Source organism: Pseudoalteromonas sp. S1727, from assembly GCF_005886375.1.
Taxonomy (GTDB): Bacteria; Pseudomonadota; Gammaproteobacteria; order Enterobacterales; family Alteromonadaceae; genus Pseudoalteromonas; species Pseudoalteromonas haloplanktis.
Window position 1 is genome coordinate 1 of the sequence record NZ_PNDT01000024.1, and the last position, 20,081, is coordinate 20,081.

Below are 20,081 nucleotides of genomic sequence, written 5' to 3' on the forward strand. Positions count from 1 at the left end.
TAATATCAATCAATTTAAATATTTAACCATTCTAGCGAGCTAAATAAAGCGCTAACTGCGTATAAATGACTGCATGGATGCAGGAGGTAGAGTAATGCAGAAGCAATTGCCGAGAACAACTACATGTCAAAATTTATGCCTTGTTATCACGCCATTTATCTGTCGCTATAAATGGTCAGTAACTTGATATGATTGGTATTACTTAATAACTCAAAGCTCGATTCATTATTTTTACTAAGGATGTTATGACACCATTTTCTAGTCGTGTTTATTTATTACGTCATGGAGAACTTGTTGAGCAAGGTGTTTTGGCCGGACATACCGATTTTGCATTAAGCAAAAATGGTGTCGAACAGTTAAACTCTGCCGTTGCCGGAATTACGGGTATAGAACGCATTATTAGTTCTACGCTAATACGTTGCAGCGTATTTGCAACTGAGCTTGCTAATCGCCAACAAATCCCCCTAGTGTTAACGGATCAAATCCGAGAGTATAACTTTGGCGAGTGGGATGGTTGTAAATATGAATTTTTATGGCAACAAACACATAGTCCGAGTATTGGTGATTTTTGGCAAGAACCATGGCATGTTACTCCGCCCGGTGGCGAGCGCATGGCTGAATTTTATGAACGGATTGCGACATGGTGGCACACTTTACTAATTGATATTGCAAAAACCAACACTCAAGCGCAGTTGGTGATCACTCATGCAGGAGTGATCAAACAGCTGCTCGCGATAATTTGCCAGTTACCTAAACAATCTCAGCAACAAAATATTTTCTCCATCGGCTATGGTAAGCATGTGTGCATTGAGGTTTTTATTGATGAAAGTGGTCATGCATGGCCTAGAATTATTTTTTAAATACGATTACTAGCCATCTAGAAAGATATTCATTGAAATATTTATTCACCTGCCCATAATAGAGCCTTATGTATTTTGGAATGGGGTGAAAGTCCTCAACTGTACCCGCAACTGTAAGTCACCTGGGTGATAAGTCAGATACAAAATACGTTAATTTGAATCAACGAGCGGGTTAACTCTTCTATTTTCACCATAAATGTTATGGGTTGTAGTGCTGTGGGTTTGCTATCGCCAGAGAGAACAACACATTGCATACACCTGACGCAGCGCCACCTCCTTTACTTAAAGTTACCAACTTATCTTGGTCTGTAGCCAGTACTACTATTTTGCAAAGTATCGATTTTTCGATAAAAGCAGGGCAGTTCATCGGTTTGTTAGGCCCCAATGGTGCAGGTAAATCAAGCTTACTGCGTTGTTTATACCGTTATAGCAAGCCAGGCAGTGGCGAGGTTGCCTTTGCCGGACAGAACATCTGGCAGTTAAGTGCGGATGAGTATGCTAAACAGGTAGCCGTTGTACTGCAGGAAACACCTTCGCAATTTAACTTATCTCTTTATGATGTTGTAAGTCTTGGGCTTACCCCCCACAAAAGCTTATTTAGTTCTACCACAACAACGGATAAAGAACTAATTTTACAGGCGATTGAACAAGTTGGCTTGAGCCATCATTGTCAGCAATCGTTTGATTCTCTTTCGGGTGGCGAAAAGCAACGGGCATTAATTGCGCGCTCTATTGTACAAGGCCCCAAATTACTCATTATGGATGAGCCTACTAGTCATTTAGATATTAAATATCAAATTCAACTAATGGAATTGGCTAAGTCGCTTAATGTGACCGTTTTAGCATCGTTTCATGACCTGAATCTCGCTGCGAGTATGTGTGATGAATTGTTGGTTCTCAAAAAAGGCCGATTAGTTGCATCAGGCACACCAGAGCAAGTGATCACTGAAAAAATGCTCAGCGATGTATTTGGCGTGTGCGCTGAGGTATCCCCGCATCCTCAAAGCGAGCAATTAGACAAGGTGATTCCGCATATTACCTACTTTTATGGTTATCAGACGGGAGTGACTAATGGCAAATAATCACTCTCTAGCTGTTGTCACTGCATTAATATTGGCAGTTGTCAGTATTTTTATTGCATTGAGCTTTGGTGCTGCCCCCAGTAAGTTCATTGATGTGTACCATAGTCTTATAGGGCAAGGGCATGACTCCTTTATTGAAAGAATCATCTGGCAATTACGGATGCCGCGTACCTTATTGGCTTTTTTAGCAGGTTCTGGTTTAGCGATTGCTGGGTTAATTTTACAAACAGTGACGCGTAACCCGTTGGCCGATCCTTATTTATTTGGTATTTCATCGGGCGCGTCATTTGGCGTGGTGTGCTTTATTACCATCACTGGTGTAAGTGCTGGAATCAGCATGTCTGCGGCAGCGTTTGTTGGCAGTTTGGTTACGATGTTATTACTGGTTTTTATTGCTGGGCGGGCAGGTCGTGGGCAAGTTGAAACCATGTTATTAGCAGGGGTGGCGCTCTCATTTTTATTTAGCGCATTTACTAGTTTATTGTTGTACTTTAGCGATCCACAGGCGATCACCGCTATTTTATTTTGGACGTTAGGCAGCTTTGCTCGTGCTCATTGGGAAACACTCTGGTTACCTGCTTTAGTTATTTTAAGTTGTACAGCGATAATGATAGGTTTTCGCCGTCAGCTCAATGCAATGTTATTAGGTGATGAAAGTGCTGTAACGCTAGGTATCCCGGTGCAACGTTTTCGACTATTAATGTTGATACTTAGCTCTTTGATCACTGCTGTATTAGTCGCCATGTGTGGCGGCATAGGTTTTGTTGGTTTGATGATCCCGCATATTGTGCGCTTTTTTATTTCCCAAGGCACACCCAGTGGCTTAATGATGACCGCACTGGTTGGTGGCACATTTATGGTATGGGTTGATGTGTTGTCGCGTATTCTACTTGCCAATCAAGAGTTACCTATTGGCGTGATCACCTCTGCAATTGGTAGTGTGTTCTTTTTATCGTTACTTTATTTTCGCAAGCGAGAGAGCTAACCGATGTTTAATATACCCACAATGACGAACCAGTTTAGCCATATAATCGCTGATAAAATAAATCAAAAAACCAAACCATTAGGCGCACTTGGACTGCTTGAGCAATGTGCTATGCAACTGGTTACAGTGTTTAGCCAAAATGTGGCTGAGGAACACGCGTTTAAAGCATTCACGCCTAGTATCAGCAAGCCTACTTTATTGGTTTTTGCAGGGGATCATGGTGTGGCAGCGCAAGGCGTGTCGATAGCACCCAGTGATGTTACCTCTCAAATGGTTGCTAACTTTGTCAGCGGTGGTGCAGCCATCAATGTATTTTGCCAACAGCTTGGCTGGCAGCTTGAAGTAGTTGATTGTGGCACTTTGCATCCAGTCACAGCAGCGAGTGTGCACAATTGTCGTTTAGGTAGCATCACCAAGCCATTAAATACTGAAATGGCGATGAGCACCTCACAAGTGCAGCAAGGCTTTAATAATGCTAAGCAACTTATCCAGCAGCTGTATCTTAACGGTTGTAATACTGTTGCATTTGGAGAAATGGGTATAGGCAACACCACCAGTGCTGCAGCAATTATGGCGGCAATACTAAAGTTACCCGCGCAGCAGTGTGTAGGTAAAGGCACTGGGGTGAGCGATGATATTGTAAAGCGCAAAATAACGGTAGTAGAGCAGGCGCTAGCATTACATAAATCACACCTTGCTGATCCGATGACTTTACTTGCTGCGTTAGGCGGGTTTGAAATTGTGCATATAACAGGTGCAATGCTTAGTGCTGCTGAGAAAGGCATGGTTGTCGTTGTTGATGGCTTTATTTGTAGCGCCGCAGCTATGGTTGCTATCGCGATTAACCCCGAAGTTAAAGAGTATTTAATATTTGCGCATTGTTCAAATGAGCAAGGGCATCAGCTTATGTTAGAGGCTCTAAATGTTAAGCCACTGCTACAACTCGATTTACGTTTGGGAGAGGGCACCGGCGCGGCGCTAAGTCTCCCGTTACTGCAAGCTGCACTGGGTTTTTATAATCAAATGGCGAGTTTTGCTGATGCTGGTGTAGAGCAGGTTGTTAGTTAATGCAAAATAACTCAGTGTACAATAACGTTACGCAATGGCAGTTACTATTATTAGCAATCAGCTTTTTAACTCGCATACCTGTTAAATTACGCTTTGATGTTAGTACTGCGCATTTAAACCAAGCAAGTCGTTATTTTGCTTTCGTTGGTTTGTTACTCGGTGGATTATTAGCGCTTAGTTATGGTGTTTTCCAGCTGCTGTTTCCGCCATCAATTAGCATCCTATTAATGATGGCAATAGGGCTGCTGTTAACCGGAGCTTTTCACGAAGATGGTTGGGCTGACGTTTGGGATGGCTTTGGTGGCGGTTGGCAGGTAGAACAAAAACTTGCCATTATGAAAGACAGCCGTCTTGGCACATACGGGGCGGCGGCATTATTTATCATACTGCTAATTAAATTTCAGAGCCTACTCTTTCTTAGTGAATCATTATCAAGTGTGCTGAGTGCAATTTTACTCGGACAATGTTTAAGCCGTATGGTGGCAACGAGTTTAATTATGAGCATGGATTACGTCAGTGAAGATGCCACCTCAAAAGTAAAACCGCTGGCGATGCATTTATCGGTTACAAGTTTAACTATTTTACTGTTAACCGCCGCCGCTTTACTGGCTGGTTTAATTTTACTTGGTATTATTTCATGGCAATCAGCGCTAATTATCAGTGCTGTTTTATTGCTTTTAAGATTGATTTTAATAAGTTGGTTCAAACGCCAGTTAGGTGGCTACACCGGCGACTGCCTCGGTGCGGCACAACAGCTAAGTGAAATTGCAATTTATTTAACTTTAGTGAGTCTATTATGAACGTTAATCACACGCTTATTTTAGGCGGTGCGCGCAGCGGTAAAAGCCGTTTTGCAGAGCAGCTTGCACAACAAACTAATAAGCCTGTTATTTACCTTGCAACAGGACAAGCTCATGATAAAGAAATGCAAGCGCGTATTAAGCATCACCAGCAACAGCGCCCTACAGATTGGCAATTAATAGAAGAACCCATTTCCTTAGCAGCAACACTGCAAGCACATAGCAGCAAAGATAACTGCATCTTAGTTGATTGTTTAACCTTGTGGCTAAGTAACTGTTTATGTCATAGCAATAGCTGCTGGAGTGAACAAAAAACGGCACTGCTAAATACCCTTGATAACTTACCTGGGCAAGTCATTTTTGTCAGTAATGAAGTGGGTCATGGCATTGTGCCGCTTGGCGAGCTTAGTCGTCAATTTGTGGATGAATCAGGTTGGTTGCACCAAGCGATTGCAGTAAAAGCTGCGCGTGTTGAATTTATAATGGCAGGTCTTGCCTTAACACTTAAAGGGCAATCACAATGAAAACATTGATGGTGCAGGGCACAACATCAGACGCCGGTAAAAGTACCTTAGTGGCGGCACTGTGTCGGGTATTTGTCGAGCAAGGCATTAAAGTTGCACCATTCAAACCGCAAAATATGGCTTTAAATAGCGCGGTAACCGAAGATGGCGGTGAGATAGGTCGTGCGCAGGCATTACAAGCTATTGCCGCTAAAATTGCGCCACGTGTTGATTTTAACCCTATTTTACTCAAACCAAACAGTGATACTGGCGCACAAGTGATCATTCACGGCAAAGCGATTAGCAATATGGAAGCACAGGCGTACCACGATTATAAAAAAGTCGCGATGGATGCGGTGCTCACCTCGCAACAACGCTTAAGTGAAGAGTTTGAGCTGCTAGTGGTTGAAGGGGCGGGTAGCCCTGCTGAAATCAATCTACGTGCTGGTGATATTGCTAATATGGGATACGCCGAAGCGGTTGATTGCCCTGTTATCATCATTGCTGATATCGACAAGGGCGGCGTATTTGCGCACTTAGTTGGTACTTTGGCACTGTTAAGCGAGTCTGAACAAGCGCGAGTAAAGGGATTTGTAATTAATCGTTTTCGCGGTGATATTGCATTACTACAAAGTGGCCTCGATTGGCTTGAAGAATACACAGGGAAGCCTGTGTTAGGTGTATTACCATATTTACATGATCTTGCCTTAGATGCCGAAGATGCGGTTGCGATTGATAACCAAGTAACCCAAGCTAAAGTAAAAATAGCAGTACTGCTGCTACCGCATATTAGTAATCATACTGATTTTGATGCGCTGCGATTAAATCCGCAGATTGATATTAACTATGTTCGCCATACCCAAGCAATCCCAAATGTTGATCTGATTATTATTCCGGGCAGTAAAAATGTGATCAGCGATTTGGCCTTTTTAAAAAATGAAGGCTGGGGGGAGCAAATTAAGCGCCATTTACGCTACGGTGGTAAATTGCTCGGTATTTGTGGCGGTTTGCAAATGTTGGGCTCTGATATTTTTGATCCTGACGAAGTTGAATCCAAGCAAACTCATTGTAAAGGTTTAGGCTTTGCAGATTTTGTGACTCATCTTGGGCAGCAAAAAGTACTTACCCAAGCACAAGGGATGATCATTTTACAAGGACAGCAGGCTAAAGTGACAGGCTATGAAATTCATGCTGGTAGTAGTCAAGGCCCGGCACTCGATAAGCCTTTTTTAAAATTTACGCAGCATCCACATAATGTTGTGCAAGACGGTTTTATATCAGTCGATAATTGTATAGCAGGTACTTACTTACACGGCTTGTTTGATAACCGCGAAGCCACGCAATTAATACTTGATTGGGTATTACCCAATAGTGGTATTACGCAATTAATAGACATCGATACACATCGCGAGCAGCAACTAACACGCTTAGCAAATATGTGTAAAAAATATTTAGATTTAGAAAAAATCACAGAAATTTACCAAGATTGGGAAGGAAGTAATCTATGAGCGACACAAGCAACGATAAACACCAGCAACGTCAACAAAAAGTAAAAAATAAGGTAGATGAACGCATTGCTGCAGCGCAGACAGAGCAAGGCGTTTTTCAGGTGATCACCGGTAACGGTAAAGGAAAATCCACCTCAGGGTTTGGCACAGTAACGCGTTGTGTTGGTCATGGTATGAAAGCCGCTGTATGTCAGTTTATAAAAGGCACTTGGCCTTGTGGCGAGCGCAACTTACTGCAAGGTGCAGGGGTTGAGTTTGCTATTATGAATACCGGATTTACTTGGGAGACGCAAAATAAAGAGTCAGATACCGCAGCGGCGCAAGCAACGTGGCAAGAAGCTAAACGTATGCTGGCAGATGAATCAATAAACTTAGTATTACTTGATGAGATCACCTATATGATCACCTATGGCTATATTGATTTAGATGAAGCGCTTGAAGTGATAGCTAATCGTCCGCCAATGCAGTCTGTGATTGTGACAGGTCGTGGCGCGCATCGTAAGTTAACTGATTTAGCCGATACCGTCAGTGAAGTACGCAATGTTAAGCATGCGTTTGACGCAGGCGTTAAAGCGCAAATAGGCTTTGATTACTAATGGTTAGGTTAGCCTTTTTTTTATTAGTTATCTTACACAGCTTTAGTGTTATTGCAGCTACGAGCAAACAGCAGTTAAGAATTATCGCGCTAGCTCCCCATATTGTTGAAAACCTCTATACCATAGGTGCGGGCGAGCAAATAGTTGGCACAGTTGAATATGCAGACTTTCCAGCAGCAGCTAACGATATCCCCCGCATTGGTGGCCATCAAGGGATTCAGCTAGAAAAGCTATTAGCGCTTAAGCCCGATTTAGTCTTAGCTTGGAAAACAGGCAGTAAAGCAGAAGACTTAGCGCGTATTGAGCGCTTTGGAATTGACGTTGCTTACAGCGATGCCAGCGAAGTCGATAAAGTGCCAAATGAGTTGCGCCGCTTAGGAATGCTGACTGGGAGAGAGCAAGCTGCCGAGCAAGCTGCAATTGAATTTGCAGATAAAATTGCTGCTATCAGAGCTGAATACCAACATAAAACAGAGGTAGCAGTATTTTATCAATTATGGCCTGAGCCAATGATGACGGTGGGTAAAAATACTTGGATCAATCAGCTAATCGATATTTGCCAAGGGCGCAATGTATTTGCAAACAGCCGTACTGACTACCCGCAGATCAGCATTGAAAATGTTGTGGTGGCAAAGCCTGAAGTGATTATATTACCCGACGAAAAGTCACAGCAGCAACAAGCTGTGATTGATTGGTCGCAATGGCCTGAGGTGCCCGCAGTGAAGTATAAGCAGTTTATTAGTGTAAATGCTGATTTATTACACCGTTTTACAACACGGATGATTGATGGCCTTGATGATATGTGTATTAAAATAGATGATTCACGCGCAATAATTAAGGAGCCATAATGAGTGATTGGCAAGACTTTTTAACAACCGAATGTGCAAAACCTTATATGCAACAGACGCTTGATACGGTAGCACAAAAGCGCAGCGAAGGCATCGCGGTATATCCGCCTCAATCACAGGTATTTAGCGCTTTTGATGCAACACCGCTGAGTGAAATAAAAGTCGTGATCTTAGGACAAGATCCATATCACGGCGAAGGGCAAGCGCATGGTTTGTGTTTCTCTGTGTTGCCTGAAGTCAGTAAACTGCCGCCGTCATTAAAAAATATTTATAAAGAGCTGGCGGCTGATATTCTAGGTTTCAGCATTCCAACACATGGTTATTTACAACGTTGGGCAGAGCAGGGGGTGTTTTTACTCAATACCGTATTAACGGTTGAACAAGGCCAAGCTCATTCGCATAAGCATTTGGGGTGGGAGCAGTTTACTGATCAAGTGATTGCCCATATTAACCAACACTGCGAGGGTGTGGTGTTTATTTTATGGGGTGCTCATGCGCAAAAAAAAGGGAAGGGCATTGATAGCAACCGTCATCATGTTTTAAATGGCCCACATCCTTCGCCGTTGTCTGCCCATCGTGGCTTTTTTGGTTGTCAGCATTTTTCTACAACCAATCAGTTATTAACCCAGCAAGGTAAAACCGCGATCGATTGGCAAGTTTAAGAATTGTAGGCGCGGGTTTACCCCGCGCAAATATAAAATTCAGTCGCGATGTAAAATCGCTGCTACACAAGTCTTAATTACGTGGGGTAGGCAACGCGCAATATATATTTACCGATAAAACAAAGGCCCTGGCAGTTAAGCAAGGGCCTTTTTAGTTGGTTAGTTTTACTGCGTAGTTAAATTAAAAATCTAATTCATCAATCGCAATATTGTCTGCAAAAAAATCTAGTTCCTGTAGTTCTTTACGTAAACGTTGCTTATCTTTTAAAGCTTCGATCTCACGCCATTTTCTCTTTTTATTTTTCTGAGAGGTCTTTCTTGTTGTATCAGGACCTTCTAACATTTCTAAAATATCGTCTAGGCTATCCATGAACTTCTCCTATTGAATTTTTTTGAACCTCGAAAATACCTATACCACAGGCCAAACTAAAATAGAACAAAAAAGTGACGGTTATGTTACAAATAAGTGATAAATTAATGAATAGGGATTATATTTTTGCATAAAAAAACGCCGCATATGCGACGTTTAATCTTTCATTAGTTAACGAGTCGATAAAGCCGTTTACATTGCTTTAAAGCGTGCTTCTAGCTGCTCTTGCGCGTCTGCAAATGAGCGAATACCTTCGGCTAGTTTTTCAGTCGCCATCGCATCTTGATTATGCAACCAACGAAATTGTGTTTCTGTCAGTGGCGCAGGCTTTGGCTCTTTAGCAATATCACTTTCAAGTAAATACTCTTGTGCGCCTTCAAGGTTGCCTAACTCTTCTAATAGGTTAGGGCTGATCGTTAGCTTGTCACAACCCGTTAAGGCGATGATTTCACCGGTGTTACGGAAGCTTGCACCCATAACCACGGTTTTGTAATCATGGCGTTTATAAAATTCAAAAATGCTACGTACTGATTGCACACCAGGATCTTGCAATGGATCCGTAGGCTTTTCCATGCCGTTGGCAACGTGCCAATCAAGAATACGGCCCACAAATGGTGAAATCAAAAATACGTTAGCATCGGCACATGCACGAGCCTGAGCATCACTAAACAATAAAGTCAGGTTACACTTAGTACCTTCTTTCTCAAGTTGTTCAGCGGCTTTAATACCTTCCCATGTTGAGGCTATTTTAATTAAAATTTTATCTTTGTTGACACCTTCTTTTTCATAAAGGCTCAGTAAAGTATGTGCTTTAGCTATGGTTGCCTGAGTATCAAACGATAAACGTGCATCAACTTCGGTAGAAATGTAGCCAGGTACAATTTCACTGATCTCTTTACCAAGTAATACCGCAAAGTAATCACACGCGAGCTCTAATTGTTTTGCAGCGTCTTGCTCGGTTTCTTTAGCATAACTCCACGCTTTATCTAAATATGGTTTGTAGGCTGCAATTTCACTAGCCTTTAATAGCAGTGAAGGGTTAGTTGTTGCATCTTCTGGTTGGTGTTTCTTAATCGCTTCAATATCACCAGTGTCCGCTACGATAGATGAATGTTGTTTGAGCCTTTGTAGAGCTGAAGTCATTTGCTTTCCTCATTCCAAGCAAGTTAAAAGAAAATACTGTAACTACCTTATACTGCAACACTGTGACAGTGCTTTATAGGTCTTATGTCCGTATCAGTAAAGAACGAAGGCGCATCGTTTAATTTGCTATGCGAATAAGGTAGGTATCATAAGATTGATACAAACAAAACGTGCTTTTCGTTTCATTTAATGTTGAAATTGACATTAAATAATTTCCAAGTCAATAGCTAACTATGATCACTGTTATTTCACCTGCAAAAAATTTAGATTACGAGAGCCAAGCAAGTACCGATAAATTCACGCAACCTGAGTTACTTGAGCACAGCGAAGAGTTAATGACTGTGTGTCGGGAGTTAACACCGGCGCAGATTAGCAGTTTAATGAAAATAAGCGATAAGCTTGCCGGCCTCAATGCTGCACGCTTTAGCGAATGGTCACAACCGTTTACTACCGACAACGCCAAACAAGCTGTAATGGCTTTTAATGGCGATGTATACGGTGGTTTAGATGCAAACAGTTTAACTGCTGGGCAACTTGATTACGCACAAAGCCATTTACGTATTTTGTCAGGCCTTTATGGGTTATTAAAACCGCTTGATTTAATGCAAGCGTATCGCTTAGAAATGGGCACTAAGCTTGAAAATAGCCGTGGCAAAAACTTATATGAGTTTTGGGGCAGCATTATTGCCGATAAGCTCAATACTGTTCTCGCTGAGCAAGATAGCCAATATTTAGTAAATCTTGCATCAAACGAGTATTTTAAAGCGGTTGATAAAAAAACCTTAAATGCGCAAATCATTACTCCACACTTTAAAGACTGTAAAAACGGCCAATATAAAATTATTAGCTTTTACGCTAAAAAAGCCCGCGGCTTAATGGCACGCTACATTATTGAAAATAAAATCACGCAGTTAAGTGAGCTGAAAAAGTTTACTGTTGATGGTTACTACTACAGTGAAGAAGCGAGTCAAAAAGCACTTGAGCCGGTATTTATGCGTGACGAGCAAAATTAATTTTTAAACATCGCTCAGTTTACATAGCCATGCAATCCATGGCTTTACGTTTTGGCGCTTATTTTGCAGTACCTTGAGTATATGTAAGAATACTTAGGGTTAAATAATGTTGAAAATACCTTCTATCAGTGAAGCTGAAAAGTTAATAGAAGAGAAACTCGGTGGCTGGTTTGATGTTGTCATAAGCCACATTCCCAATTTTATAGTGGCAGTGATCATTGCCATTGTATTTTCTATCCTCGCTCGCTTTTTAGGCTCGATGATGCGTAACTTATTACGCCGCTCTTTGGACTCTAAACAAATTGCCGATTTGATGGCATCAATATTTAAAATGATAATATTGTGCGTGGGATTATTTGTTGCACTTGATTTTATGGGGCTCAAAGGCACAGTGACCTCACTGCTTGCCGGTGCGGGGATTGTGGGCCTTGCCATTGGTTTTGCTTTTCAAGATATGACCGAAAACCTTATTGCGGGGATAGCTATGGGGATCCGCAAGCCTTTTAAAACCGGCGATGTAATTAAAACCGATGATGTGTTTGGCACTGTTAAGTCAATAAATCTACGCAACACTTTGGTGGAAAACTTCTACGGGCAATTAATTTTAGTGCCTAACAAAATACTGTTTCGTAATGTATTACGTAATTACAGTACCTTAGGCGTGCGCCGTATTGAAGTACCGGTGGGTATTTCATACGGTGATGATCCTGAGCTTGCCGCTGAGGTGATAGTTAAAAAAATTAATGAATTTGATTTTGTTATTAAACAGCAGGAAACCGCAGTATATGCTGAAAGTTTTGGTGACAGCAGTGTCAACTTACTGGTGTGGTTTTGGATCAAATACCCCGGTGAGGCTGACTTTATGACAGTACGCCACAAAGCAATTGTAGCCGTTAAGCAAGCACTAAGTGATGCTGATATTAGTATTCCATTCCCAATTCGCACCCTTGATTTTGGTATCAAAGGCGGCGAGAAACTCGATGCAATGATCAGTGAAAAGCAACAGCAGACTGAGTAATTACTCGCTTTAGAGTCAGTGTATCAGCAGGTAATATTTACTTGCTGATAGTGCTAATTTACACATATATGCTGGTGGCAATAGGATTTTGCTTTGCGCATATTTCCTGTATTAAGTTTTTTACTGAGAAATAGCAGCAATAAGAGTAAGATAAGTACAGGTTTATTTATCCCCTATAAGGAAGTTACAATGAAAAAACTAGTATCAATATGCGCATTCTCACTATTAATATTAACCAATCCCACCTATGCACAAGAGCAGGCAACCAGCTCAGTTGAAAGAATGTTCTCAGTAATGGGCATGGATAAGCAGATGAATGGTGGTTTTGAAGCAATGTTACCAGTTATTGAGCAAATGGCGGTACAGTTACAATTAGATGCCGCGGCGAAAGAAGAGTTGAAAAACATTTACCGAGATTGGTTTAAGTATGATTTTGATCAACAAGCAATTTTAACAGAATTAGTTGAAATCTACTCTGAGAATTTTACTGAAAAAGAAATCAATGAGTTAATCGCCTTTTATGAAACACCCACAGGGCAAAAGTTTCTTGCTAAATCACCAGAGCTAATGCAAATAGGTGCGCAGTTAGGTATGCAAGAAGGGCAGTTAAAACAAGGCCTACTGCTTGAAAGACTACAACCATTCTTAGCAAAACATCAAGGTAAGTAAAGTTAGCTTTGTATGATTGCGTGCTGCTTTTTAAGATTACTTATTAGACACAGCTAAAAACCCCCGCTACTGTCTAGTAAGTAATAACGACGCGGGGTTCAAAATGGATAGTCATAAGTTGAACACCAAGCAGCCCGACAATCCATGTATTCGTCATTGCTGTTTGGATGGCAATGATATTTGCCTCGGCTGCTTTAGAACCCTAGCTGAAATCCTAGCTTGGCACAGCGCCAACCCAGAACAAAAACAGCATATTCTTAATGAATGCCAAAACCGCAAAAACGCCCGACATAAATAATTATGATGAATTATCTTCGTGCTATTAATTTTATATTGGCAGGCATTAAGTTCGAACTGACTGTTTACTTGATACTACATGCCATTACAATATTGAAGAGGGTTGAACTTTTGTGAATATAAAAATCAGCACTAATAAAGCACTAAATAGAAACACAACGAGCAATTAAATTCTCCAACCTAGCCTCTCTAAGCTCTTTAATTTCTCACCTGCATTTTATTTTCTATGATAGCGATACCTTGGGTGTTTTCTAAAAACTTTTGTGCCAGTGCGCGTTCAAAACCGGTTGCAGCTTGGCCGTACAGGGCTATTTTGTTGCCATCAACATGCACTTGCAGTTGTGTAAGATTTAGGTTTGGGTTGCGGCGTAGTTTATCAATTATTGCTTGTTGTAAAGTTGGCTGAGGAGAAACGCTGCTGATCATAATCGTGCTGGTGGCTGCACTGACTTGTGTTGCACAGGCGAGTAAAAATACACAGCATAGTGATACTAATGATACAGTTAATTTAAAGCGGTTCATGATTTCCCTCAAGTTTGCTTAGTGAATGACATTTACTTAGTTACAAATTCCATTCCAAAATTAACCTATTGTAAATTAAAGATATTTAATATTTTCATAGTGACCTTAAGAATTTTTTACATTCTACTGAGTAAAAAATACGATGAGTGGTCATTATTTTAGATTTATTTGTTCCTTTTTTAGCTTTATTAGATTAATACAGTATATAGCTGTTTGTAACATTTAATTTACAGAGAATGTCATTCCTTAATAAATTAAAGGTGTGTAGCTGAGTTTTGGGATAAATATTTAAATGAAATAATTCTCTTTAAATTACAATAGATTAATTGCTCTATTTTAAACTTTAATAGATTGCAATTACTAAGTTGACAGCGTTGTCTTGTGGTGTTTCCATTAAAGGGTTGTGAATTAATTGTAAATTCATAGCTTATTTAAATTTACATCCAAGGATTTTAAAATGAAAGCGTCGAAAACCCCCGCATTGAAAATAACTGCATTAGCGAGTGCGATTCTATTATCAACTGCAAGCACTGCAATGGCAGAGCAAGTAGAATCAGCGCGTTTTATCGTGCATTTATCAGAGCAAACAGCAGCGGTACACACTGCGTTTGCGCGCAGTAAAGCCCACGTTGATACGATTAAAATGAATTTGATGAGTGATATTGCTCTGCAAGCAAATGTAGAAGTGCTGCAAAGTTTACCAGATATTAATGCTATGGCGGTGGTTTTAACGGCGGAGCAAAAAGCGCGATTGTTGCAAAGTGAGGATGTGGCCAGTATCGAAGTAGATCCAAAGCGCTATTTAATGGCTGAGAGCACGCCTTATGGGATCACTATGGTACAAGCTCAACAGTTATCAGACAATCTAACTGGTAATCAAAAAGTATGTATTATGGATACCGGTTATGCACTTAACCATCCTGACTTACCAAATACAGGGATCACAGGTAGTGATGGATATGGTGCTAATAATACGGGGAATTGGTACAACGATGGTAATGGTCACGGTACTCACGTAGCGGGAACCATTGCGGCACTTGGCGGTAATGGGTTGGGCGTTGTTGGGGTTAATTCATCGGGTCAATTAGGGCTGCATATAGTTAAGGTATTTAACGATCAAGGTCACTGGGCATACGGCTCTGATCTTGTTGCTGCAATTGCTCAGTGTCAGTCAGCAGGTGCAAGTGTGACAAGTATGAGCTTAGGGGGACCACAATCATCTAATGCTGAACGTCAAGCATTTGCCAATAGTTATGCGCAAGGCATGTTACATATTGCGGCGGCAGGTAATGATGCAAATAGCTCGCTAAGCTACCCGGCATCGTATGACTCTGTGGTATCGGTGGCTGCGGTTGATCGTAATGGCAATAAAGCTTCCTTCTCACAATATAACTCACAAGTTGAAATTGCAGCGCCGGGTGTAGGCACTAATTCAACGTGGAATAACGGCGGTTATAAAAGTATTAGTGGTACCTCAATGGCGACACCGCATGTATCGGGTGTTGCAGCACTAGTATGGAGTTACTTTCCAAATTGTAGTAATCAACAAATTCGTGATGCACTTAATGTAACAGCCCAAGACAAAGGCACACCAGGGCGTGATACGTCATACGGCTTTGGTATTGTTAAAGCAAAAGATGCTTATGATTATTTAGCGCAATCTGAATGTGGTGGTGGCAGTGGTGTTGATAATGCACCAGTCGCGCGCTTTAGTGCCTCGGTAAATGACAAACAAGTGACATTCAGTAATACATCCACTGATGATAAAGGCATTAGCAGTTATAGCTGGAGTTTTGGTGATGGAAATACTGCAAGCACGCAAAACCCTGTTCATACTTATGCAGCAGAAGGTAACTACACGGTTGTTTTAGAAGTGACGGATACGATAGGGCAAACAAATCAACGCAGTCAGACGGTGACGGTTTCATCGACCCCGGTAGGTGGGTGTGATGGTTTAGCAAGTTGGGATGCAGCAAAAGCATACCGTGTCGGTGATTTAGTTGAGTATAACCAAGCTAAATATAAAGCAACTTGGTGGTCAACGGGTGCAAGTCCGGCAGTCTTTTCGAATGTATGGTCACGTCAAGGTAACTGTCAAAGTAGCGGTGGTGGTGCTGTAAATCAAGCGCCAAAAGCTAACTTTGATTTTAGCGTAACTGGTTTAGCGGTGAGCTTTACTAACGCATCAACCGATGATGTAGCGGTAACGGCTTATAACTGGACGTTTGGCGACGGTAATGCAGCCAATGCAAAAACACCAACTCATACTTATCAAGCTCCCGGCTCTTATGAAGTAAAATTAACAGTAAGTGATGCGCAAGGCCTCAATCACAGTTTAGTAAAAACAGTGATAGTAACTGATGGTGATACGCCACCAGCAGGTTGCAGTGGTTTAGCTGCGTGGAGTGCCTCAACGGCCTACACCGCAGGAAATGAAGTCGCCTATAGTGGCAACCGTTACAGCGCTAAGTGGTGGACACAAGGTGCCAACCCTGCTGATAATTCATCTGCATGGGCGGTATGGAAAAATTTAGGTAAATGCCAGTAAGTTATACTAAAAAGCCGAGGCTATAACAGTCTCGGCTTTTGTACACATTAAAGAAAATGATTACTTCTTTTTCTTAGCTTTCGCCTTTTTGCGGGCTTTAATTTTTGCCGGATCTTTGAGTTTTTTAATTGGCAACTTAGCTTCTTTATGTTTTGGCTCGAGCCCTTTAATAACACGACGTTTAAGCTTTTGCTCTGTGTAACGTTCTACTTTGGCTACAATTGCAATATCGTGGGCTTCCACTAATGAAATCGCAATGCCTTTTTTACCCGCGCGACCAGTACGGCCAATACGGTGCACATATACATCTGCAGTACGTGGCATATCAAAGTTAATGACATGGCTGATATCTGCCACATCAATTCCTCGGGCAGCAACATCAGTGGCCACGAGTATTTTAGTGCGGCCACTGTGGAAGTTTTCCATTGCCTTCATACGCTTGTCTTGTGGCATTTCACCACGTAACCATGCTGCTTTAACACCGTTGTTAGTGAGTTCACCAATTAAGGTTTCAAGGCGTTCACGGGTTTTTACAAACACAATCGCTTTGCTAACATCAGGGCCATTTAGTGTATTAACTAATAACTCGAGTTTATGATGGTAGTCATCGGCTAAATGGATCCATTGATGGATTTTGGCTTTTTCTTTTCGTGATGACTCAGCTTCAAGTAGCGCAGGGTCATTTAATATTTGCTCAGCAAAACGCTCAACACTGTCGCCTTCAAGGGTGGCTGAGAACAAAAAGCATTGGCGTCGATTTTTAGCTTCTTCACAAATGCGCATCATTTCTTTACGAAAGCCCATGTCGAGCATGCGGTCGGCTTCGTCTAAAATAAGCATTTCGACGTTTTCGGCGTGGAAGTTTTCAGTTTCTAAATATTCCATTAATCGCCCCGGTGTGGCGATTAGAATGTCGTTATTTTTTTCAAATATTTCTTTATGCGTACCGTAGTTAATACCGCCAGTTACCACCCCAATCTTAAGGTTGGTGCCTTTAGCAAGTAGTTCACATTGTTCATGAATTTGATAAGCTAACTCACGGGTTGGCGTCATGATCAAAACGCGGGCGAAGCCTGGCTCCCGACGTGGAAAATCAAGTAGGTATTGAATAGCTGGGATCAAAAATGCAGCTGTTTTACCAGTACCGGTAGGTGCAGAAGCTAAAATGTCTCGCCCTTGCAGCGCTTCAGGAATAGCTTGTTGTTGGATGCTCGTTGGGGTTTCGTAACCCATTTTAGCAACGGCTTGCAGTAGCTTGTTATCAATATCAAAATCAGAAAATTGCATAGAGTGTCAAAAATAGAGGACAATTGCCGTTAATTATACGCGCTATCCGCCAGTTGGTGAATGAAAAGGTGAAAAAATGTCAGGCTTTGTGTTTAAACAATTTAAAGTGGCGCAAACGCGCAGCGCGATGAAGGTCTCGACGGACGGTATTTTACTGGGCGCTTGGGCTGATTTAGTCACTGCACAGCGGTTGCTGGATGTTGGCACGGGAACAGGCTTATTGGCATTAATGTGTAAGCAACGCAAGCCCTGCATGGCCGTTAGTGCTGTTGAAATTGATGAGAATGCGTGTGCTGATGCGCAGCAAAACTTTGCCAATAGTCCATGGCCCGATATTGCACTGGTGCAAAAAGCTATTCAGCAAGTAAACAGCATTACTGAGTTTGATGTAGTGATCAGTAATCCTCCGTATTTTAATGCCAGTTTAAAAGGGGATGATCAAGCGCGTAATACAGCACGCCATACTGATAGTTTGAGTTTTAGTGAGCTTATCAGCGCATTTAAACGACTTAGCCATGAAAAGTCATTTCTAAATGTAATTTTACCATGTCCAGAAGCACAGCAATTTATAACACAAGCACAACTGCAAGATTTGCATTTAGTACGCCATTGTTTGGTGAATACAACAAAAGCAAAAGCGCCAAGTCGCAGCTTAATGTGTTTTGCCTATCAGGCTCGTTCATGTGAGCTGACCCATTTAACGATTCATGGTGAAGCTGGGCAATATAGTGATGAGTATATTGCCCTGTGTAAGGATTTTTATTTAAAAATGTAGGTATGTTTTACATCACTAATGCGAGGTTTATCATTCGTTAATGGTTGCTTTAATGCCGCTTTTATCGATCACGAATGTATAAGAGTTACCATAAGATGTGTGACAAATTGAGAGTGTTTCATCATTAATTTTAATATCATCATTACAGTCGTCAACATGGCGCCATAGGCTTATCTCTCCTTTGGCCATGATGAGTGGTTGTTTGTTCACTATAAGTGTCATTGATTCTGTGGCTAAAAATCTCACTGCAAAAAAGTCAGGTTTATTGTTTGTTTGGTTTTTCATTAAGCTTAAGCGCAAGGCATCTTGCTCTTGCCAAGCAATGAAATGATAATCCTGATCGTTTTTTACCTTAAATTGCTTTTTGTGGTGGCGGCTAGCTTTACTGTGCTCTTGCACATAAAAAGAAATTTTATAGCCCACATTATGTTCGTGGCGGATGGTTGTTGGCTCATCACCACTGGCTAGGGTTTCAATATAGTACTTATTACTGCTTACGTCTCGTTCATCGCCTGCAATTTCGGTATTTGCCATGTGGAAATCAATTTCGCTATTCGTCGCGTTGATTAGCGTGTAATCATTTTTATAAAGTGAAGAACCAAAATTAGCAGTTTCGAGATCTTCAGAATCACACGCACTAATAAAACTTGATAAGGTTACAATACAGAGCATTCTAGTTAGCATAACTAAGTCCTTTTATGTGTTAGTTACTAATTAGTTTAGAGAGACACGTCTATTTTTGTACCTTAAAAATGTAATGTTTTGTAAGTAAATGTAGCTTCAATTGCAGGTATGCGAAAAACGCAGAAGTTTAATTTGGGCTTAGATCGGAGCATGTATACACGCCCCGATCTACACTGCTTGGAGTTAGTTCATATCAAATAATTCAAAAATTTGATTCTCACTCGGGGCATTTTTAGCTACTTGTAATAATGCATTGGCAACATTTCCTCGGCTAATTTTGGCCTCTTTACGGTCACTGGGTCGTTGTGTGGTAATTTTTAATGAGGCACTGTCGTTAGTAAGTGTACCAGGGCGTACAATCGTATAATTTAAGCCACTATTGATTAAGTGTTCGTCAGCCATATGCTTTGCAACTAAGTAAGGCTTTATGTCACTTTCAATCGCATCTGGGTCATTTGCACCGATTGAGCTGACCATAATAAAGTGTTTAATAGTATGTTGCTTTGCATAGTCAACGGCTTTGACTGCGGCCCATAAATCAATTAATAAGGTTTTATCTGCACCGGTGTTACCGCCCGAGCCAGCTACAAAAATAACCTTATCACAATCTGTAAATGCTTGATTAAAGTCCCCTTCAAGATCTTGCTCAAGCACTGTTAAGTAAGGGCTGTTTAACTCGCTTAGTTTGTTTTTATCACGTACCAGTGCGACCACATGCTGCTGATCATTAAGTAGTAATTGCGTTGTTAATTTACCAATTTGACCACTCGCGCCTATGATTAATGTCTTACTCATACATAACTCCTTATCAACTAGTTAAATTGCTTACAGTACACATAGACC

The 20,081-nt window shown here is 41.3% G+C and carries 22 protein-coding genes and 1 riboswitch; of the genes, 16 read left to right on the forward strand and 6 right to left on the reverse strand.

The genetic code is table 11. The annotated features are described in order from the left end of the window. Positions 1-245 precede the first annotated feature (245 nt). From CWB85_RS07485 to ung, 10 genes are all read left to right on the forward strand, one after another. Positions 246-860, forward strand: a complete 615-nt coding sequence (locus CWB85_RS07485) for a histidine phosphatase family protein (RefSeq protein WP_016709908.1) — start codon at positions 246-248, stop codon at positions 858-860. Positions 861-899: 39 nt separating this feature from the next. Further along, positions 900-1,024, forward strand: a riboswitch (cobalamin riboswitch). 84 nt (positions 1,025-1,108) lie between these two features. Further along, a complete protein-coding gene (locus CWB85_RS07490; protein WP_138554556.1) occupies positions 1,109-1,942 on the forward strand; it encodes an ABC transporter ATP-binding protein in 834 nt (277 codons plus the stop codon). Continuing rightward, a complete protein-coding gene (locus CWB85_RS07495) occupies positions 1,932-2,927 on the forward strand; it encodes a FecCD family ABC transporter permease (protein WP_016709906.1) in 996 nt (331 codons plus the stop codon). Before CWB85_RS07490 ends, CWB85_RS07495 begins: the two co-directional genes overlap by 11 nt. A gap of 3 nt (positions 2,928-2,930) precedes the next feature. Further along, positions 2,931-3,995 carry a nicotinate-nucleotide--dimethylbenzimidazole phosphoribosyltransferase gene (gene cobT, locus CWB85_RS07500; protein WP_016709905.1) on the forward strand — a complete coding sequence of 355 codons (1,065 nt, stop codon included), beginning with the start codon at positions 2,931-2,933 and terminating at the stop codon, positions 3,993-3,995. After that, the gene (locus CWB85_RS07505; RefSeq protein ID WP_016709904.1) at positions 3,995-4,795 is read left to right on the forward strand and encodes an adenosylcobinamide-GDP ribazoletransferase; all 801 of its coding nucleotides are present in this window, start codon (positions 3,995-3,997) and stop codon (positions 4,793-4,795) included. Before cobT ends, CWB85_RS07505 begins: the two co-directional genes overlap by 1 nt. Beyond that, on the forward strand, positions 4,792-5,319 hold the full coding sequence (cobU, locus tag CWB85_RS07510; RefSeq protein WP_138554557.1) for a bifunctional adenosylcobinamide kinase/adenosylcobinamide-phosphate guanylyltransferase: 528 nt from the start codon (positions 4,792-4,794) through the stop codon (positions 5,317-5,319). The genes CWB85_RS07505 and cobU overlap by 4 nt, the downstream gene beginning before the upstream one ends. After that, on the forward strand, positions 5,316-6,806 hold the full coding sequence (locus CWB85_RS07515; protein WP_138554558.1) for a cobyric acid synthase: 1,491 nt from the start codon (positions 5,316-5,318) through the stop codon (positions 6,804-6,806). The genes cobU and CWB85_RS07515 overlap by 4 nt, the downstream gene beginning before the upstream one ends. Beyond that, a complete protein-coding gene (cobO, locus tag CWB85_RS07520) occupies positions 6,803-7,402 on the forward strand; it encodes a cob(I)yrinic acid a,c-diamide adenosyltransferase (RefSeq protein ID WP_138554559.1) in 600 nt (199 codons plus the stop codon). The genes CWB85_RS07515 and cobO overlap by 4 nt, the downstream gene beginning before the upstream one ends. Next, positions 7,402-8,250: a cobalamin-binding protein gene (locus tag CWB85_RS07525; RefSeq protein WP_016709900.1), complete on the forward strand. Its 849-nt coding sequence runs from the start codon at positions 7,402-7,404 to the stop codon at positions 8,248-8,250. Before cobO ends, CWB85_RS07525 begins: the two co-directional genes overlap by 1 nt. Beyond that, complete coding sequence (gene ung / locus CWB85_RS07530; protein WP_016709899.1) at positions 8,250-8,912, forward strand: uracil-DNA glycosylase; 663 nt, start codon at positions 8,250-8,252, stop codon at positions 8,910-8,912. The genes CWB85_RS07525 and ung overlap by 1 nt, the downstream gene beginning before the upstream one ends. A gap of 181 nt (positions 8,913-9,093) precedes the next feature. On the opposite strand, the gene CWB85_RS07535 is transcribed toward ung, so the two are convergent. Both CWB85_RS07535 and tal read right to left on the reverse strand, forming a co-directional pair. After that, positions 9,094-9,282 carry a DUF3545 family protein gene (locus CWB85_RS07535; RefSeq protein WP_016709898.1) on the reverse strand — a complete coding sequence of 63 codons (189 nt, stop codon included), beginning with the start codon at positions 9,280-9,282 and terminating at the stop codon, positions 9,094-9,096. Between the two features lie 192 nt (positions 9,283-9,474). Continuing rightward, complete coding sequence (tal, locus tag CWB85_RS07540) at positions 9,475-10,425, reverse strand: transaldolase (protein ID WP_016709897.1); 951 nt, start codon at positions 10,423-10,425, stop codon at positions 9,475-9,477. Between the two features lie 233 nt (positions 10,426-10,658). Here tal and yaaA point away from each other — a divergent pair, with 233 nt between their 5' ends. The 4 genes from yaaA to CWB85_RS07560 all read left to right on the forward strand — a co-directional run bounded on the left by yaaA (position 10,659) and on the right by CWB85_RS07560 (position 13,423). Further along, on the forward strand, positions 10,659-11,438 hold the full coding sequence (gene yaaA / locus CWB85_RS07545; protein ID WP_138554560.1) for a peroxide stress protein YaaA: 780 nt from the start codon (positions 10,659-10,661) through the stop codon (positions 11,436-11,438). 106 nt (positions 11,439-11,544) lie between these two features. Beyond that, positions 11,545-12,456, forward strand: coding sequence for a mechanosensitive ion channel family protein (locus CWB85_RS07550; protein WP_138554561.1), 912 nt, complete (start codon positions 11,545-11,547; stop codon positions 12,454-12,456). A 189-nt stretch (positions 12,457-12,645) separates the two neighbouring features. Next, positions 12,646-13,125 carry a DUF2059 domain-containing protein gene (locus tag CWB85_RS07555; RefSeq protein WP_016709894.1) on the forward strand — a complete coding sequence of 160 codons (480 nt, stop codon included), beginning with the start codon at positions 12,646-12,648 and terminating at the stop codon, positions 13,123-13,125. 103 nt (positions 13,126-13,228) lie between these two features. Continuing rightward, positions 13,229-13,423 (forward strand): DUF1289 domain-containing protein, encoded by a 195-nt coding sequence (locus CWB85_RS07560; RefSeq protein WP_080571552.1) that lies wholly within the window; start codon positions 13,229-13,231, stop codon positions 13,421-13,423. 197 nt (positions 13,424-13,620) lie between these two features. Here the strand turns inward: CWB85_RS07560 and CWB85_RS07565 are convergent, their stop codons facing one another. Further along, positions 13,621-13,944 (reverse strand): BON domain-containing protein, encoded by a 324-nt coding sequence (locus tag CWB85_RS07565; protein WP_016709893.1) that lies wholly within the window; start codon positions 13,942-13,944, stop codon positions 13,621-13,623. A gap of 457 nt (positions 13,945-14,401) precedes the next feature. On the opposite strand from CWB85_RS07565, the gene CWB85_RS07570 reads away from it, so the two are divergent. Further along, positions 14,402-16,492, forward strand: coding sequence for a S8 family serine peptidase (locus CWB85_RS07570; RefSeq protein WP_138554562.1), 2,091 nt, complete (start codon positions 14,402-14,404; stop codon positions 16,490-16,492). A gap of 60 nt (positions 16,493-16,552) precedes the next feature. On the opposite strand, the gene srmB is transcribed toward CWB85_RS07570, so the two are convergent. Next, a complete protein-coding gene (srmB, locus tag CWB85_RS07575) occupies positions 16,553-17,779 on the reverse strand; it encodes an ATP-dependent RNA helicase SrmB (protein WP_138554563.1) in 1,227 nt (408 codons plus the stop codon). A 76-nt stretch (positions 17,780-17,855) separates the two neighbouring features. On the opposite strand from srmB, the gene CWB85_RS07580 reads away from it, so the two are divergent. Further along, positions 17,856-18,554: a tRNA1(Val) (adenine(37)-N6)-methyltransferase gene (locus CWB85_RS07580; RefSeq protein ID WP_138554564.1), complete on the forward strand. Its 699-nt coding sequence runs from the start codon at positions 17,856-17,858 to the stop codon at positions 18,552-18,554. A 30-nt stretch (positions 18,555-18,584) separates the two neighbouring features. Here the strand turns inward: CWB85_RS07580 and CWB85_RS07585 are convergent, their stop codons facing one another. After that, positions 18,585-19,238, reverse strand: a complete 654-nt coding sequence (locus CWB85_RS07585) for a hypothetical protein (RefSeq protein ID WP_138554565.1) — start codon at positions 19,236-19,238, stop codon at positions 18,585-18,587. A 183-nt stretch (positions 19,239-19,421) separates the two neighbouring features. Beyond that, positions 19,422-20,033, reverse strand: coding sequence for an SDR family oxidoreductase (locus CWB85_RS07590; RefSeq protein ID WP_016709888.1), 612 nt, complete (start codon positions 20,031-20,033; stop codon positions 19,422-19,424). Between the last annotated feature and the right edge of the window lie 48 nt (positions 20,034-20,081).